Raw genomic sequence first — 16686 nt, forward strand, 5'->3', positions numbered from 1 at the left:
TTATTTTTGTATGCTTTGTAAATAAGATAATACGGCAACACGTATTAGTACTGCGTCTTGGTCGTCGATAAACGTAGCTTGTTTCCGTCCTAAAATCCATGTTCCGATACCAAATTTTCTAACGTAAATGAATTCTGTCTCATTTACTTCCAATTTATCTTTATAGGTCTCAACAAATAAGAAAAATTGTTTTATTTCTTCTAATGTCAACGTTCCTTTTTGTAGCCAATCATTAGCAAATAGTAGTGCTATTACTTGATATTGTTCGTACTGATTTTCTTTCACTAACGGAAATAATTTATGAAAAATTGTTTTTGTATGGGAAGAAACTTCTACCGAATCCAATTTCAACTGAACATTTCCTTCAGGTGTTTCAACAATGTCCGAAAAAGCTCTTGCTATATCGTCCAATGATTGATCATCTTTTAATTCTTTAATTTTTTCAATGCGGTCCAAAATTAATTTTTTAGGAAAAAACGTTTCTTGCCCAGTAAAGCTTGATTTCTTCATAAACCAATCTTCTGGAATGATATTTTTTCTCTTCCATCGATACAACTGTCCATAAGAAATACCTGTTAACGTTAATAAATCCTTCTTAGATATTAATTCTTCATTCATAAATTCAATCCTCCTAAAACGAAAGGTGAAGCAGACTTGTTTTGCTCCGGCAGACATTGGAGCAAATAACAAATGAAGTGTGCAGTTTCACTTCATTTGTTATTTGTGAAATGGCCGAGGAGCTAGTCTGCGTAACTAGACAACAATAAAAGCGGAAGCAACCCGTTTATCTCCGAAAGGCGTTGGAGAATATTTTATACTTGATAAACACAATATAACAAAACAATGTTTTGTTGTAAAGTTTCAAAAGAAAAAAATCATTGGTTTTTTGATTTCATTTTACTAATCTTATTCAAAGAACGTAACATTGTTACATAAAAATTGTGCAAGTAAGAAATCTTTTAAGTACTATATAAAGAACGTTTTTAAAGATTTTTTGTAATACTGATTCAACTTTTGAATCATTTGTTATACTCCACTATTTTTTTATAAGGCTACCCTGAAAATAACATCTTAAAAGATAATTATTATAGGATGAAGGAACATCCTGGAGTTGTAATCAACTAACGCATTCTAAAATAGCAACAATGTATACGAAAACAGCCTTTTATAAAAAACGAAATTTAACCAAAATTGTATAAGTAAAATTCTCTTTTAATAGAAATACTATGTCTTGTCATAATACATAAATCTTTAAATGACTTCATTACATTAGTTGATTTCTTGAACAAAAGAACAATTAATGGCTATAATAACTATAAAAATTCGCAACATGAAAGGACTGTTTATATGAATATTAATATCGATAACAAAGCTTTGGATTGGTTTTCTTCTGAAATGAATGTACAACCTGGTGATACTATTCGTTTTTTTGCACGTTATGGAGGAGATAGTTCAATTCACTCTGGTTACTCTTTAGGTGTAACGAAAGAAAATCCAATTCAAATTGGTGCTTCTGTTCAATTAAATAATGCAACTTTTTACGTAAATGAAAATGATTTATGGTATTTCGCTAATCATGATTTAGCTGTTTCAGTAAATCAAAATGGTGAATTACAATTTGACTATAACGAAAACCGTTGATTTTATAAAAGTAATATTTTAAAAAGGTCACTGATGAATTTTTTTATCATCAGTGACCTTTTTAATTAGGTTCTAACTACATTATAAAGAGAATCTTCTACCTAGAAATATAATGTTGTTCTATATTCATCCATAAGCCTTCTCTCAAAAAAGGTAAAATTCTCTTTTTACAAACAGCCCATCAATCCGCGCATCATAAGACCACGTGATCTCCTTACTCTCCAATCAGTTAATCCAGTCGTTCCAATCTCATAATCCACTATAGACCGCAATGTTTGCAGCGTCCTTGTCTTCGATAATAATAAAAAATCGTAGCGATTCCCAGTGCGATCCCCCAAACCGGATACAGCAGGAGTGGCGTCGTCGCTCCCCAGTTAGTGAAAATTTCATTACTGAAAGCTTGCCGGACAACTTGGATGCCCGTCACTGTGCTCATGATCGAGACAAACGTAGCAGGAACTACGGCCAACGAAGGGGGTACTCGCTTTCCGGATAACAATGGAATCCATCGTGGGAAGTTCTCGCCCCATGGCTTAATGAGCCCATGCGTCAGACAGGCACCGGCAATCGATACCAGGGCAAGGCCCGCTCCCGCCCATACCGCTCCCGTATCCTGAAGGCTATACATCAATTCATCCGTAATCCCTAAAGGAATTCCCAGCAACCATGCGATGCGAGTTACTTCATAATAAGCAGGGGCGAATATCGCAACGTAAGTGATTCTTCTTCCCCAGCGCAATGCCGACTCGGAATCAATCCAGCGGTCCACAGCGCTCTTGCGTCCGCAATAGCAGCATTCCTCACGGGATTGGCGCTGGAAGGATAAGGCCGTCGCTGCCCATAGAAGCCCGCCGGCAATGCAAATGAATTGGTTAATCACCGGCCAAGTGATGGTATCGAAATAATGGACCGGCCACCCGAAGATAGCCATAATCAGACAAATGGGAGCATAAGCCACGACAATAAGCGCGCGGGCATCCGCAATAGCGAAACAGAGGATTGCCGCGATGCTCCAGGCATAAAACAGTAAAACTTTATGTGCAAATCCTCGAGATTCGCTTTTGCACTTGAGGAGTACCCATACACCTATGAAGCAAAGAATCGTCATGATTGGCGCTCCGACTGAAGCTTTGCTAAACATCGTACCCGCTGCCGACTGGTCATTCCCCGGACCTACGTGAAAACTTGAGTTTAGTGGATATCCTAGGCCTCCCAGCGACCAATACAGCCCTAGCCCACCATAGAGAAGTGTCCAAACGATAGCCACCTTGTGTACCCATTCAGGCCATCGTCTCCACCAGCGAATAGAAGATTTCGTTTTAACCATCTCGTGTTGCGAGTCCCCATTCCTTTTTATCATTACCATATCTATCACAACTCCTTATACTATGTTTCTTTTAGTATATGGAGCGCAGGTAAACAGAAGGTAAACAGAAGATCAACTTCACCCTAACTTTGCGCTAGCGGCAACTTGATCGATAAAGAAGTTCCTTCATCCCTCTTACTGGTAATGACCAGATCTCCGCCATGCGCAGCAACTAGCTGCTTGGCAATAGACAGCCCCAGACCGGAATGCTGGGAGGATGCTGCGGCATCGTCCTTAACGATCGCTTCGTTAAACCCGATCCCATTATCCTCTATCCGGATTTCCGCCGTCTGATTATTGAGAAGTGAAACACACACCTTAATCTCAGTACCTCCCGGATTATGCACGACAGCGTTAACGAGCAAATTGCGGGTAGCCCTAGTCAATAGCTTTGAATCATACAACCCAAGAATGGCATGTGGCGCTGGCTCCATCGTGAACTGATGGCCTGTCGCCCAAGGCGCACTTCCAACATCTGCAACCGCTCTACGTACAAGTTCCACCAGATCCTCTTTTTCTTTTTTTAGGGGGATCTGTCCCTGAATCGTTTCATTAAGATCCTGTACCAATTCTTGCAAATGAACCGCTTTTTGTTGAATAATTGCCAGAAACTCCATCTCTTCAGTTTTACTCCACCGGTACTCCTTATTAATCAGCATCGTGGAATAGCCGGATATGTATGTTAACGGTGTTTTTAAATCGTGAGATATTCCACGAATCCATTCTTGTTTCGCTTGTTCGGACTTCTGCAGGTCGTTTTCATTTTTTTTGAGTGTACCTGCCAACATCCGTAAATGCTCAAACAACTCCTTATAGACCGCATAAGGTATTGTCAGCGCTCCGCTTTTTCGGGAGTGAATTTTATCCCAGCGCGGGGGAAGTTCATAGTTGCCGCCGGCCAGCCGTCTGATCCAAATCATCATAAAGTAAATCGGTTTACCTAAATACCATCCGATCAGGAACAGGGTCAGAAGAAAGAGAACAGAGCAAAGGATAAACACAAAGAGGCCAATACTCTGTGTATTTGTTTCCCCCTGTGGCCAAAGATAGCGAAGCGTTACAATTAGGATCGCTTGAACAAACGCAAACAAACCAACAAAAGCCAGCAGCAGTTGCAGGACGATACGAAGTGTAAAGTTCATTCCGTTACACCTCCCAAAGAGGGGACGAACTTGTATCCGATCCCTCTCACCGTCACAATTAACTTAGGGTCGGACGGATCGGCCTCCAGTTTTTTACGAAGTCTGGATATATGTATAACGACCGTTTTCTCATCCCCTAGTACCATGGTCCCCCATACTTGCTCGTACAATTGCTGGGCGGTGAATATCCAGTTCGGATGTTTGCAAAAGTATAGCAATAATTCTAGCTCTTTGGCTGGACAAGGCGTAACTACATTGTGGACGGTAAGTTGTCCAGCAGATCGGCTTACCGTAAAAGTATCATACTGATACAACTCCTCTGTGCTTAAAGCATCTGACGCATATTGAGAGCTCCGTCTCAAATGGGCTTGTATCCGCGCGACAACTTCCATTGGATTGAACGGTTTTGTTACATAGTCATCTCCTCCTATGTACAACCCCTGCAGCTTATCCAAATCACTGGAACGGGCAGTCAGGAACAGAATCGGGGCACTTGTGGTTTTGCGCAATTCCACGCACAAGGAGAATCCGTCCATATCCGGGAGCATAACATCAAGTACGATCATATCAAAACGTGTCGTACGCACAGCCGTGAGCGCCTCAGCAGCGGATTCCGCTTTTGTAATACGGGTATACCCTTCTTTCCGAAGAAGGTTCTCAAGCATGATGAGAATCCCTTTCTCGTCATCGACCAGTAGTATCCATTCATTCCTCACGATATCGACCACCTTAACGAACATATTCAGAGCCAACTTAGTCCACTACAATCGTTCCTTATTGGAACTTTCTACTTTTATTAATATTCCATTCTTTTAATATCTTTTTGTTTTATGAATGTCCATTAGCTAAACTAACCGTGCCTCAGTAAAAATGCAGCGGTCACTCCATCATCTCCATAATTTCATACTATTCTATATTGAGAAATATATTTCCTTCTGGGGTGTTTTAGCCAAAAACGCAAATAATAAAAGTTGGCTATTTTAACCAACTCTTGTTTTTTTTTGAAACTCTTCGAACCTAGGGATTTCATTCAATGGATAACAAATAGCTTTTTCTTAAATAATGCACCTTTGTTCTTGTGCTTTAAATCCTCACATTCTTTTAGATGGGTTCTTCAAGTAAAACAAAAACACTCAATATATAAAATTACAGTTTAAAAAAATTTTTTTGGATAAAATGGATAATATGATTTGATATTTTCAGTAAGAATAGAAGTGTGTACTGCCTATTATTCGAATGAATTGGTAAATTTAAAGCTTTTAAATTAATAGGCATCTAGTGATTGTTCTTTAAATTTCATTATTACTTCTTATAATAGTTAGGAGCATCTTATGAACAGATTTACAATTCACAAAGCAAGCTTATTGAAATTATTAGTTGTTTCATTATTATTCATTGTTTTTATTTATGTTGGTAGACATTTTTTAGTAAACTTTGATTTTAAGACTTTTTTTAGTCATCTAAACGATCTAACGCTTTTGCAATATTTACTACTTTTTGTTGTAGGTATGTTTTCAATTTCACCTATGCTTTTATATGATTTTGTCATGGCCAAGCTATTAGAGTTGGAGTATTCGAAAAAAGATTTGATTATTTTTTCATGGATCGCTAATACGAGTTCTACTTTAATCGGTTTTGGAGGAGTAGCTGGAACTTCAATACGGACGTTTTATTTTTCTAAAAACCGATCAAAAAAAGAAGTTATCAAAACAATTAGTGGTGTCAGTGTTTTTATGCTTTCAGGAGTGTCTGCATTAAGTTTATTATTATTTTTACCCGTATTTAATACATCTTTATTACATACCTATCATACTTTAATGGTCAGTTGGATTGTTGCTGTTTGTTATTTTCCAATCATGTTTGTCATTGTATATTTTAAACGATCATTTTTCTCAGAAAATTTCACACGAAGAATTATGTTCTCTTTAGTTGGTATCTCAATCATTGAGTGGATGTGTGCATTTCTTCTGATCTTTTTTATTTGCAATCTTCTTTCGATCAATATTCCATTTACACATCTATTACCGATCTTCATCGTATCCGCAGTTGCAGGAGTTATAAGTATGATCCCAGGAGGATTGGGATCATTTGATTTTGTTTTTATTGTCGGACTATCCTACTTTAATATCAGTCAAGAAACTGCTTTAATTGCTATGTTATTTTACCGAATTAGCTACTACATTGTTCCGTTTGTTGTTGGACTTATTTTTTCATTAAAAATTTTATGGAATCGCTTGAATAAATCGTTTAACAATCTTCCTAATCAAATGCTTAGTTTCGTTAGCCATAAAGCATTGGCAATATTAGTCTTTTTATCAGGCGTTATTTTATTACTATCTGCTGCCGTTCCTGGTATTTTAGTTCGTATAAAATTTTTAAAACACATTTTGCCTTTAACATTTATTGATTTATCTCATGTTCTTTCGATTAGTATTGGGTTTGTTCTTTTGGCTTTATCGAGAGGGATAGACTACAAAATAAAACGAGGTTGGAATGTAACAGTTGTGATGTTAGTGCTAGGGGCTTTAGCAACATTCTCAAAAGGTCTTGACTATGAAGAAGCCATTTTTGTTTTAATAGTAGCATTTATGCTTTTTCAATCAAGAAAACAATTTTATCGAGAAAATTTCATCTTAACTTGGGGAAAAATAGTAGTTGATAATTTCATTTTATTCATTTTCTTAATTGGTTATCTTTTTATTGGTTATATTAACTTACCTAACACAAAGATTGTTATTCCAAATAAATATCAGCAATATATTGTAGCTGATCCAAGAGATTTATTATTAAGTGCGTCTATTGGTTTTGCTATCGCTTTAATTTTTATCTACTTATATTTCTTTAAAAATCGGTACAATAAATTTCCTTTTGTAGAATCTAAGAATCAATCAGAGAAAATTAGAGAGCACTTAAATAATTACTCTGGTAATGAATTATCACATCTAATTTTCTTACATGATAAATATATTTATTGGGCTCAAGATGAAACAGTTTTATTCGCTTTTCAACATTTTGCAGATAAACTAGTTATTTTAGGTGATCCTGTTGGCGATAAAGATCGAATTTTTGAGGCCATTGAGGAGCTAATGATTACTGCTGATTTATATGGTTACTCTTTAGTATTTTACCAAGTTAATTCAACAATGCTGTCTTATCTACACGAAAATGGCTTTGATTTTTTCAAGCTAGGTGAAGAAGGTTTTACAATCGTTCAATCTTTTTCACTTACCGGTAAAAAGAAAAAAAGTTTACGCGCTTTAATCAATAAATTAGAAAGGGAAGGCTATACATTCGAAATAGCCGAAGAACCCCATTCTTCCCAGTTTTTAGATACCTTAAATGAAATATCTGATGAATGGCTAAATGGCAGAAAAGAAAAGGGGTATTCTCTTGGGTACTTTGATGAAGATTATCTAAATTTAACTTCAATAGCCATTGTTAAAAATAGCGATAATCAAATTATTGCTTTTGCTAATATCATGCCATTATACAATAATAAAACTCTCTCAGTTGATTTAATGCGCTACAGTAAATTAGCACCTAGTGGAATTATGGATTTTATGTTTTACCATTTAATTGAAAAAACAAAAGATCAATCTTATACAAGTTTTAATATGGGGATGTCTCCACTTTCAAATGTGGGCGGATCAAAGTTTTCATTTGCTAGTGAAAAAATTGCTGCACAAATCTATACCTATGGCCAGTATTTTTATTCCTTTCAAGGGTTACGTCACTTTAAAGAAAAATTTGTAGACCATTGGACGCCTAAGTTTTTAGCTTATCGTAAAAAAACATCTATTCTCATTACGATGCTTCAAGTTACTGCATTAATATCAAAAGGGAAAGATGAGGATGAATAATAAATTTCATTTCTTGCTGGCTCAATTTATGAGTCAGCAATTTTTTTGAATCAAAATAGTTGTCTATTTAAATTTCAAATTATATAATTGTATCAAATTTAATTGTGCACAATATAATTTTATTGAGGTGTTTTATGAAACAAGAAGAAATTTTATTACTAGAAAACCAACTCTGTTTTTCGGTCTATGCTTGTTCAAGAGAAATCATTCGTTTATATCGTCCTTATCTAGACGAACTTGGCATTACTTACCCACAATATCTTGTTCTACTAGTATTGTGGGAGCATGAAACATGTTCAGTTAACGAACTTGGTCAAATCTTATTCTTAGATTCAGGCACATTAACGCCAATGCTAAAACGAATGGAAACTGCTGGACTTTTAATAAGAAAACGATCTATTGAAGATGAAAGAAAAGTGCTAATCACTTTAACTCGAATGGGCATAGAACTAAAAGAAAAAGCATTTTGTATTCCTACTTCTTTATTCGAAGGAACTGGAACAACTGAAAAAGAGTTTCTGCAACTATTAAAACAAAATAAAGATTTACTTCAAAAAATACAAAAAATTAATCAAGGGAGAGAATAAAATGGAAAAATTATACACAGCAACAGCAACTGCAATTGGAGGACGTAATGGAAAGGTTGTTTCTTCAGATGAAATGATTAATCTAGCTGTTAAACCTCCAGTGGAATTAGGTGGTCAAGGCGGTGCAACGAATCCAGAGCAACTATTCGCAGCTGGATATGCAGCTTGTTTTGACAGTGCATTAAATTTAGTAGCACGTAATCAAAAAATCAAATTAGAGTCTACTGCAGTAACGGCTAATGTAACCATCGGAAAAGACCCAGCAGATGGAGGATTCAAACTAGAAGTAGAATTAACCGCTAAAGTAACAGGTGTCTCAACAGAAGTCGCAGTTGAACTAGTAAAAGCAGCACATAAAGTATGTCCATACTCAAAAGCAACTAAGGGGAATATGGACGTTAAATTAAAAGTTATTGGATAATTAGAAAAGTGAATTCGAAAGACATTGGGGGTATAAACAAAACTAAAAAATAGTCACATATACAGCTTGTACATGTGACTATTTTTTAATGATCTTTTTTTAAAGATTGTTGTTTTTGAGATTTTTAATTTTAAAGACAGAAGTTGATTACAACGGAAGGTGCGAGACTCCTGTGGGAATAGCGGGAAGGCTGAGACCCCGCAGGCTTGCCGAGGAGGCTCAGCTCACGCCCCACGGAAAGCGAGTATCCTGGAGTTGTAATCAACTAACACATTCTAAATAGCAACAATGTATCGAAAAACAGCCTTTTAAATTAATTATTAACTTTTAACTACTAACTATATTTTTATACTTCCATTTGCTACCATCACAAAGCTGCCTCTATTTGTGATGTAGTCTATTTATTTTTTGAACGTAGAAATCTTTCTGCATATATTATGTTTCATTTCTTTAAATACATAATCATATGATCTTGATCCCAGTATTGATCGTTATATTTAAGATCATTTGGGCTTTTCGCAAATGTTTCAAACCCTATTTTTTCATATAATTTTATAGCTGGTTCATTTCCTGATACAACATCTAACATTATTTGTTCTAATCCAAGCTCTTTTGCTAAGTGAATAATTTCGTCAATTAATTTCCTTCCAGCTCCAAGACCTCGTGACTTTGGAGAAACATATACTGCAACAATTTTCCCTTTATGCACTGATTTTTCTTTATCACTTGTTTTTAGGGTAGCAACCCCAACTAGGTCGCCCTCATCAGTAAAAGCTCCTATAGTATAATCTGATTCTTTATCTAAGAAATTTGCCTTATATTCAATCGGATCATCTTTCTCCATAATGTCATCTAAAGTTGTGCTGAATACTTCCGGATTTTCTTTTATACCTTCTAAACGTACAGCTAAATAAATCTCAGCATCTTCCTTAGTTAACAAACGAATTTTCATGTAAATCCCTCCGTAGTTTTGTGCTACCATCAAAGTGTAACCAATGAAAATCGAAGTTTCAAGCCGTCTAATCGGATATCCTTTATGTAATGTTTTTGTAAAATAGTTAATTCCATTCAGTCCTATCAACGGATTGACCTAACTTTCCAATAATTAACTTCCAGATGAAATATCATTAAAATGTAATCTTTGAAACATATATCTTTCTTTATTTTTTACGATATTTTAGGTAAAAATAAGTAAAGATTTATTTTGAGAACAATTTTTTTTTGAGAGGTGGTTTATTTAATGATCATCCCGCTATCGAAAGACTTTTACCAAACTTCTGCATTAGAGTTAGCTAAAAAACTTTTAGGTTGTCAGCTTATAAAAGAATCATCTGAAGGTGTTACTTCAGGAATCATTGTAGAAACAGAAGCCTATATGGGACCCATCGACCGTGCAGCCCACAGTTATAATAATCGTAGAACGAAGCGAACAGAAATTATGTTCCATGAAGCTGGCCATATTTATACATATGTAATGCACACTCATTGCTTAGTCAATATCGTTTGTAGTGAAGTAGACAAACCTGAGGCAGTTTTAATTCGAGCTGTTGAACCTGCCCATGGAATTGAACTTATGAAGAAAAGAAGAAACCAAACGAGTTTAACGAACTTAACAAATGGCCCAGGTAAATTAACGAAAGCACTCGGCATCTCAATGGAAGACTATGGTCATGTCTGTTGGCTTCCCCCTTTATCTATTGCAGAAGGTAGCAAACCAACAAACATCGCTATTGGACCTAGAATCGGCATAGATAATAGCGGTGAAGCAAAAGATTACCCTTGGAGATTTTGGATAGAAGATAATCCTTATGTTTCAAGGAAAAATAAAAGAGCTAAGTCGTAGGTTTTTAACAACTAGCTCTTCCATTTTCTTTATTTGTATAAATATAATTTTGAACTGCAAACAACACTGCTCTTACTTCTTTACAACCAAGCTATTTAATAAGTCGCTCCCGAGATAAACTTGAAAGCGTAGTTTGTACCATCACGTTTTCCCCATAAACACGTAAAAAGAGACCTCTACAAACACAACAATAGCAATTGTCTTGTGTTTGCATGGTCTCTCCAATCCCTATAACCTATTAAAGAATTATCCTATGATTCCATTTTATCTTATAGCTATATAACTCCCACCCAAGGAAGCCCGAACTTTATTTAAAAGCCATTGTTGCATGAACTGCTTTTTTCCACCCACTATATAGTTGTTCAGTTTGTTCCTTTTCCATAGTAGGTTCATAGCATTTGTCTAAATTCCACTGCGCAGCAATTTCATCTTGCCCATTCCAATATCCAACAGCTAATCCTGCAAGATAAGCAGCACCAAGAGCTGTCGTTTCATTTACAACTGGTCGATCGACTGGAACATTCAACAAATCACTTTGGAATTGCATTAAGAAGTCATTTTTAACTGCTCCACCATCAACTCGTAAGGTTGTTAATGATATGCCAGAATCTGCTTCCATTGCTGTTAAAACATCTTTCGTTTGATATGCTAATGATTCAAGCGTTGCACGAACAAAATGCTCTTTCGTTGTTCCTCTTGTTAATCCAAAAACAGCTCCTCTAACATCACTGTCCCAATAAGGTGTACCTAACCCAACAAATGCAGGTACTACATATACCCCATCAGTAGATGATACACTCGTAGCATATTTTTCACTCTCCGCAGCATCTTTAAACATACGTAGACCATCTCTTAGCCACTGGATTGCAGAACCTGCAACGAAAATACTTCCTTCAAGCGCATATTCGACTTTTCCATCAATCCCCCATGCAATTGTCGTTAATAATCCGTGATTAGATTTTACAGCTTTTTCACCAGTATTCATTAACATGAAGCATCCAGTACCATACGTATTTTTCGCCATTCCTTGTTCAAAACAAGCCTGACCAAATAGTGCTGCTTGCTGATCACCAGCAATCCCTGCAATCGGAATTTCATGACCGAAGAAATGATAATCAACCGTATGTGCAAAAACTTCTGATGACGGCTTAACTGTAGGGAGCATTGATTTCGGTACAGTCAAAATATCGAGTAACTGATCATCCCATTTCAAATCATAAATATTGTACATTAACGTACGTGAAGCATTAGAGTAGTCTGTCACATGGGCTTTTCCACCAGAAAGCTTCCATACTAACCAAGTATCAATTGTACCAAATAGAAGATTACCATCCTCAGCTTTCTCTCTTGCACCTTCTACATTGTCTAAAATCCATTTTACTTTTGTACCTGAAAAATACGCATCAATTAATAAACCTGTTTTCTCACGGAATAGTGCATCATGCCCCTGCCCTTTTAATTCATCACAAATTCCAGCAGTTTGACGTGATTGCCAAACAATCGCATTATAAACAGGCAACCCTGTTGTTTTATCCCAAACGACTGTCGTTTCACGTTGGTTTGTAATCCCAATCCCTGCAACTTGCTCTGGTTTAACATTTGCTTCTGCTAAACACCCTGCAATAACTGCTAAAATTGATCCCCAAATTTCATTTGCATTATGCTCTACCCAACCTGGTTTAGGAAAAATTTGAGTGAATTCTTTCTGCGCTGAATGTACAGCTTCACCTTTTTGATTAAACAAAATTGCACGTGAACTAGTAGTCCCTTGATCTAGTGATAAGATAAATTTCTCCATTTTATTTCTCCCCCTATATTCTTATAAACTTTTCCCTTTATTTACTGATGCAGAACTTGATTTTGGACTAGCTAAATAGGCTAACAATAATACAACGATATTCGCTGCTAATACCCACCATAAATGACTAGATGACTTTTCTAAAAAAGCTGCTTGATAAACTACAGCTCCTAAACTACCTCCCAATAATGGGCCAATTACTGGAATCCAAGCATATCCCCAATTCGATTTTCCTTTTCCAGCAATAGGTAAAATAAAGTGTGCAATACGCGGTCCTAAATCACGAGCAGGATTGATGGCATAACCAGTTGTTCCTCCTAGAGACATACCGATTGCTACAACTAAGAATCCAACAATAAGAGGATTAATTCCATCTGCAAATTTATTGGCACCAATCGCTAAAATTCCTAATACTAAAACAAACGTACCAATAATTTCACTGATTAAATTACCAAATGTATTTTTAATAGCTGGTGAAGTAGAGAAAACTCCTAATTTAGCTCCTGGATCTTCTGTTGCTTTCCAGTGTGGTAAATAATGTAAGAATACTACAATCCCTCCAATAATTCCTCCTAATAATTGTCCAGACATATATTCAAATACTTTATCCCATGCAAGATCTCCATTAAGAGCTAAAGCAAGCGTTACTGCTGGGTTCAAATGAGCACCACTGAACTTTCCAACTGCATAAACAGCTAATGCAACCCCAAGCCCCCAAGCGAAAGTAATTACCACCCAACCAGCATTATTTGAAAAAGTCTTCTTTAATGAAACACCTGCTACAACACCACAACCAAAAATGATTAAAAGAGCCGTTCCAATTAACTCTCCCCAAAAAGCTGACATGTACTACTTCCCCCTTTAGTTTTAGTAGTCAATCATACCTGAGGTTAGACAAAAAAAGAAACCCACACAAATACTCTAAAGAATATTGTGCGGGTCTCCATTTTCTCTTCCCAGTATATTAACTTAATATTAAGAATAATCCGAATTGTAAGGGTTGTCAATAGGGCTGTCAATTTTTTTTATTGATTATAAAGTTTCCAAAGCTCAATGTAAGATGTTGTAATTGCAGAAGCACCAGCTTCTATTGCCTGTTCTACTTCATCACTTGTTTTAATTAAACCACCTGCAAAAATTTGTTTCCCGGTACTATTTTTAATTTCTTTAATAATTTTTGGTACAACTCCTGGAAGGATTTCTATATAATCTGGATTTATCTTATTTATCATTGAATAACTCTTTTCTATGGAGCTAGAATCGATTGCAAATACTCTTTGAATTGCTTTTACTTTTTTTTGTTTTGCTTTTAAAATCACATTTCCTTTTGTTGAAATAATTCCGAAGGGCTCAATTTCTTGACAGATATATTCTGTAGCATATTCATCACTTTTTAACCCTTGTACTAAATCAATATGCAAAAACATTTGTTTTCCATTCTCTCTAGCTAAAGAATACAAGCTTCTTAACCTTGAAATATGAATGTCCAAAAATACTCCATACCTATATGAGAAATCAAACATTTTTTCTAAATCTTGTACACTTCGAATTGATGGAATAATCTTCTGATCGATGATTTCCATATGTACTGATCTTCCTCCTATTAAGAAAATGAAAGTAAACTTTATTCTGAGCTAGAGCTTGTTCGACCTAATCTTGATTCTATTTTATGAGTCAAAATATCTATGTAGAATAGATTTATATTAAAAGGCTGTTTTCGTAAACATTGTTTGATATTTTAGAATACGTTAGTTGATTACAACCCCAGGATGCTCCCTTTCCATAGGGCGGGTGGTGAGCCTGTTCCCTGTTCCCTTCTTCCTATTCCCTGTTTATTTAGGAATAAAAAAAGCTATTCAACAAAGAATAGCTTAGATGGAAATCTATTAATTTATAATTTTATTTGATTAATAAGAGAAACTTTCCAAATAATAGTATCAATATTGCTACAAAATCACGACAATATTTCCCAAGAAATATCAGATTTTGTCTTTCCTTAACATCTACTAAAAAGACTTATTATTGATATTTCCGAATATCCGCACCTTTTCTAAGGATGAACTGCTTAATCTAGTAGGGTTATAGAGAAAACATAATCTCAAAAGTAGATCCTTCCCCTTTTTTACTACTTACTTTCATTTTCCCATTATGTTTACTTACAATCCAGCTTGCTATTGAGAGACCTAATCCTAGTCCTTCAGCTTCTGTTCTAGCATTATTTACTTGATAAAAGCGATCAAAAATTCGGGATAAATCTTCTTTTTCCATTCCAATACCAGTATCCGAAACTCTTATTACAATATGATTTTTCATTTGAGTGCAAGTGAGTTGAATTTCTCCGCCCTCGTCTGTATACTTCAATGCATTGTCCAATAAAATGACAATTAACTGATGAATACGTTCTTCATCACCTTGAAAAAACATTGGAGAATCAGTTTTGAGCGATAAGGTTTTCCCTTGGAAAGTAGCGATTTCAGTAAATTGTTCCGTAATTTTATTAAGCAACTCATCTAAATAAAAGGTGGTTATATTAAGTTCAATTTGATTTGAATCTGATCTCGCTAAAGTAAGCAAGCTATTTACAAGCTTTATCAGTCGTCTACTTTCTCCCATGACGATTGAAATTTCCCCTGCACTTTCTTCTATTGTCCTGTCAGGCTTTTGTAACATTAATTCTAGCCTTGATTGAATAACAGTCAAAGGAGTACGCAATTCATGTGAAGCATCTGAAACGAAATCCTGCTGTTTTTTCCATGATTTTTGAATTGGGATCAATGCCCTCCCTGCTAAAATAAAACCAGCTACAACAGCCAAAACAACACCTGCTATACTTCCTAATAGGAGAATTGTTAGTAGGTGATCAAGTAATTCAATTTCTGAATCCACATTTCGAATTAATTGGATTGTCACTTTTCCAATTTCAGTTTCTTGTGAATATGCAATCGAACGATAATGATAATTTCCAATCGATACATCGAATAAATTATTCAATGTTGACGGATATTTAATTTCATTGTTATACGTCGAGAAAGTAACTTCATTTAATAAGTGATGTTGACTATCCCAAATTAAAACACCTATTCTTGGATCATGATTATTAAAGGGTGTATGTCCTAATGGTACACGGATTGGTCCATTAAATGTTTCCATTCGTTTTTCCATGCGAAGTAAGTTTTCATCAATTCCTTGGTACAATAATTTTGAAGTAGATGTATAAATAATGAATGCTAAACCAATTAATATTACAATAATAATCACTGCATTTAGAGCTGATAATTGCCTCCTAGTTTTTTCAAACATCTGCTTCTCCTTTTATTTCTCCTTAAGAATATATCCGATTCCTCTTACTGTTTTAATACATTGATCATAGCCAAATTGCTCGAACTTTTTACGTAATTGATGGACATATACTTCAACAATACCGATCGTTGTATCTGAATCATATCCCCATATCCGATCAAAAATTTGTTCACGTGTTAAGATTTTCCCATTATTATGAATTAAATATTCCATCAACTCATATTGTTTACTTGTCAGTTTTACCTCTTCTCTATTTACACAAATAGGGTTCTCTTTTCCTAACAGTTCGATTCCAAGAAATTTTACAGTTTTCTCGTTTGTTAAACTTCCACTTCTCCTAAGTAATGCATGTACTCTTGCAGTCAATTCTGCCGCTTGAAATGGTTTTACTAAATAATCATCTGCACCTAAAATTAAACCGTGAACACGATCTTCAAGTGAATCTTTTGCAGTTAATAATAATACAGGTGTCTTGATTTGAGCATTTCTTAATTCCTTTACAATGTCAAACCCATTTATTTCAGGTAGCATAACATCAAGTACAATGCAGTCATAAATATTTTGTTGCGCTAAAAATAACCCTTCATCTCCTTGGGTAGTAGAATCTACTTCGTAATCTTCTGATAAAATAGCTACAATCGTATCTAAAACTGTTTTATGGTCTTCTACAACTAAAATTTTCATAAAGTCCACTCCTTTTTAAAAGTAGAAAAGAAGCGTCATTTCAA

15 protein-coding genes are annotated in these 16686 nt (G+C 35.4%); 5 read left to right on the forward strand and 10 right to left on the reverse strand.

The annotated features are described in order from the left end of the window. The gene (locus J5Y03_RS09495; protein WP_209404958.1) at positions 1–618 is read right to left on the reverse strand and encodes a DUF4004 family protein; all 618 of its coding nucleotides are present in this window, start codon (positions 616–618) and stop codon (positions 1–3) included. A gap of 729 nt (positions 619–1347) precedes the next feature. On the opposite strand from J5Y03_RS09495, the gene J5Y03_RS09500 reads away from it, so the two are divergent. Beyond that, on the forward strand, positions 1348–1641 hold the full coding sequence (locus J5Y03_RS09500) for a HesB/YadR/YfhF family protein (RefSeq protein WP_209404960.1): 294 nt from the start codon (positions 1348–1350) through the stop codon (positions 1639–1641). 259 nt (positions 1642–1900) lie between these two features. On the opposite strand, the gene J5Y03_RS09505 is transcribed toward J5Y03_RS09500, so the two are convergent. The 3 genes from J5Y03_RS09505 to J5Y03_RS09515 form a co-directional block, all read right to left on the reverse strand. Further along, positions 1901–2749 carry a hypothetical protein gene (locus tag J5Y03_RS09505; protein WP_245208837.1) on the reverse strand — a complete coding sequence of 283 codons (849 nt, stop codon included), beginning with the start codon at positions 2747–2749 and terminating at the stop codon, positions 1901–1903. 341 nt (positions 2750–3090) lie between these two features. Then, positions 3091–4149, reverse strand: a complete 1059-nt coding sequence (locus J5Y03_RS09510; protein WP_209404962.1) for a sensor histidine kinase — start codon at positions 4147–4149, stop codon at positions 3091–3093. Continuing rightward, positions 4146–4865, reverse strand: coding sequence for a response regulator transcription factor (locus tag J5Y03_RS09515; protein ID WP_209404965.1), 720 nt, complete (start codon positions 4863–4865; stop codon positions 4146–4148). Before J5Y03_RS09515 ends, J5Y03_RS09510 begins: the two co-directional genes overlap by 4 nt. 615 nt (positions 4866–5480) lie before the next feature. On the opposite strand from J5Y03_RS09515, the gene mprF reads away from it, so the two are divergent. From mprF to J5Y03_RS09530, 3 genes are all read left to right on the forward strand, one after another. Beyond that, complete coding sequence (mprF, locus tag J5Y03_RS09520; RefSeq protein WP_209404967.1) at positions 5481–8009, forward strand: bifunctional lysylphosphatidylglycerol flippase/synthetase MprF; 2529 nt, start codon at positions 5481–5483, stop codon at positions 8007–8009. Positions 8010–8143: 134 nt separating this feature from the next. Beyond that, entirely contained in the window at positions 8144–8596 is a 453-nt protein-coding gene (locus J5Y03_RS09525; protein ID WP_209404969.1) for a MarR family winged helix-turn-helix transcriptional regulator, read from the forward strand. Position 8597: 1 nt separating this feature from the next. Further along, positions 8598–9017 (forward strand): organic hydroperoxide resistance protein, encoded by a 420-nt coding sequence (locus tag J5Y03_RS09530; RefSeq protein ID WP_209404971.1) that lies wholly within the window; start codon positions 8598–8600, stop codon positions 9015–9017. A gap of 442 nt (positions 9018–9459) precedes the next feature. Here the strand turns inward: J5Y03_RS09530 and J5Y03_RS09535 are convergent, their stop codons facing one another. Further along, positions 9460–9969 carry a GNAT family N-acetyltransferase gene (locus J5Y03_RS09535; protein WP_209404973.1) on the reverse strand — a complete coding sequence of 170 codons (510 nt, stop codon included), beginning with the start codon at positions 9967–9969 and terminating at the stop codon, positions 9460–9462. Positions 9970–10257: 288 nt separating this feature from the next. Between J5Y03_RS09535 and J5Y03_RS09540 the strand changes: the two genes are divergently transcribed. Further along, the gene (locus J5Y03_RS09540) at positions 10258–10860 is read left to right on the forward strand and encodes a DNA-3-methyladenine glycosylase (protein WP_209404975.1); all 603 of its coding nucleotides are present in this window, start codon (positions 10258–10260) and stop codon (positions 10858–10860) included. A gap of 307 nt (positions 10861–11167) precedes the next feature. Here the strand turns inward: J5Y03_RS09540 and glpK are convergent, their stop codons facing one another. The 5 genes from glpK to J5Y03_RS09565 form a co-directional block, all read right to left on the reverse strand. After that, positions 11168–12658, reverse strand: coding sequence for a glycerol kinase GlpK (gene glpK, locus J5Y03_RS09545; protein ID WP_209404977.1), 1491 nt, complete (start codon positions 12656–12658; stop codon positions 11168–11170). A gap of 21 nt (positions 12659–12679) precedes the next feature. Then, positions 12680–13504, reverse strand: a complete 825-nt coding sequence (locus tag J5Y03_RS09550; RefSeq protein WP_209404979.1) for an MIP/aquaporin family protein — start codon at positions 13502–13504, stop codon at positions 12680–12682. Between the two features lie 179 nt (positions 13505–13683). Then, positions 13684–14241 (reverse strand): glycerol-3-phosphate responsive antiterminator, encoded by a 558-nt coding sequence (locus tag J5Y03_RS09555; protein WP_209404981.1) that lies wholly within the window; start codon positions 14239–14241, stop codon positions 13684–13686. Positions 14242–14737: 496 nt separating this feature from the next. Continuing rightward, the gene (locus tag J5Y03_RS09560) at positions 14738–15958 is read right to left on the reverse strand and encodes a sensor histidine kinase (RefSeq protein ID WP_209404983.1); all 1221 of its coding nucleotides are present in this window, start codon (positions 15956–15958) and stop codon (positions 14738–14740) included. Between the two features lie 12 nt (positions 15959–15970). Further along, complete coding sequence (locus tag J5Y03_RS09565) at positions 15971–16642, reverse strand: response regulator transcription factor (protein ID WP_209404985.1); 672 nt, start codon at positions 16640–16642, stop codon at positions 15971–15973. Between the last annotated feature and the right edge of the window lie 44 nt (positions 16643–16686).

It is taken from the genome of Gottfriedia endophytica, assembly GCF_017814275.1.
In the GTDB taxonomy this organism is placed as follows: domain Bacteria; phylum Bacillota; class Bacilli; order Bacillales; family Bacillaceae_G; genus Gottfriedia; species Gottfriedia endophytica.

Bases quoted from the DNA above. Each gene is read 5' to 3' on its own strand.
- J5Y03_RS09495 (WP_209404958.1), bottom strand. From the start codon at position 618: ATGAATGAAGAATTAATATCTAAGAAGGATTTATTAACGTTAACAGGT.
- J5Y03_RS09560 (WP_209404983.1), bottom strand. From the start codon at position 15,958: ATGTTTGAAAAAACTAGGAGGCAATTATCAGCTCTAAATGCAGTGATT.
- glpK (WP_209404977.1), bottom strand. From the start codon at position 12,658: ATGGAGAAATTTATCTTATCACTAGATCAAGGGACTACTAGTTCACGT.
- J5Y03_RS09505 (WP_245208837.1), bottom strand. From the start codon at position 2,749: ATGACGATTCTTTGCTTCATAGGTGTATGGGTACTCCTCAAGTGCAAA.
- mprF (WP_209404967.1), top strand. From the start codon at position 5,481: ATGAACAGATTTACAATTCACAAAGCAAGCTTATTGAAATTATTAGTT.
- J5Y03_RS09535 (WP_209404973.1), bottom strand. From the start codon at position 9,969: ATGAAAATTCGTTTGTTAACTAAGGAAGATGCTGAGATTTATTTAGCT.
- J5Y03_RS09540 (WP_209404975.1), top strand. From the start codon at position 10,258: ATGATCATCCCGCTATCGAAAGACTTTTACCAAACTTCTGCATTAGAG.
- J5Y03_RS09530 (WP_209404971.1), top strand. From the start codon at position 8,598: ATGGAAAAATTATACACAGCAACAGCAACTGCAATTGGAGGACGTAAT.
- J5Y03_RS09525 (WP_209404969.1), top strand. From the start codon at position 8,144: ATGAAACAAGAAGAAATTTTATTACTAGAAAACCAACTCTGTTTTTCG.
- J5Y03_RS09510 (WP_209404962.1), bottom strand. From the start codon at position 4,149: ATGAACTTTACACTTCGTATCGTCCTGCAACTGCTGCTGGCTTTTGTT.
- J5Y03_RS09555 (WP_209404981.1), bottom strand. From the start codon at position 14,241: ATGGAAATCATCGATCAGAAGATTATTCCATCAATTCGAAGTGTACAA.
- J5Y03_RS09565 (WP_209404985.1), bottom strand. From the start codon at position 16,642: ATGAAAATTTTAGTTGTAGAAGACCATAAAACAGTTTTAGATACGATT.
- J5Y03_RS09550 (WP_209404979.1), bottom strand. From the start codon at position 13,504: ATGTCAGCTTTTTGGGGAGAGTTAATTGGAACGGCTCTTTTAATCATT.
- J5Y03_RS09500 (WP_209404960.1), top strand. From the start codon at position 1,348: ATGAATATTAATATCGATAACAAAGCTTTGGATTGGTTTTCTTCTGAA.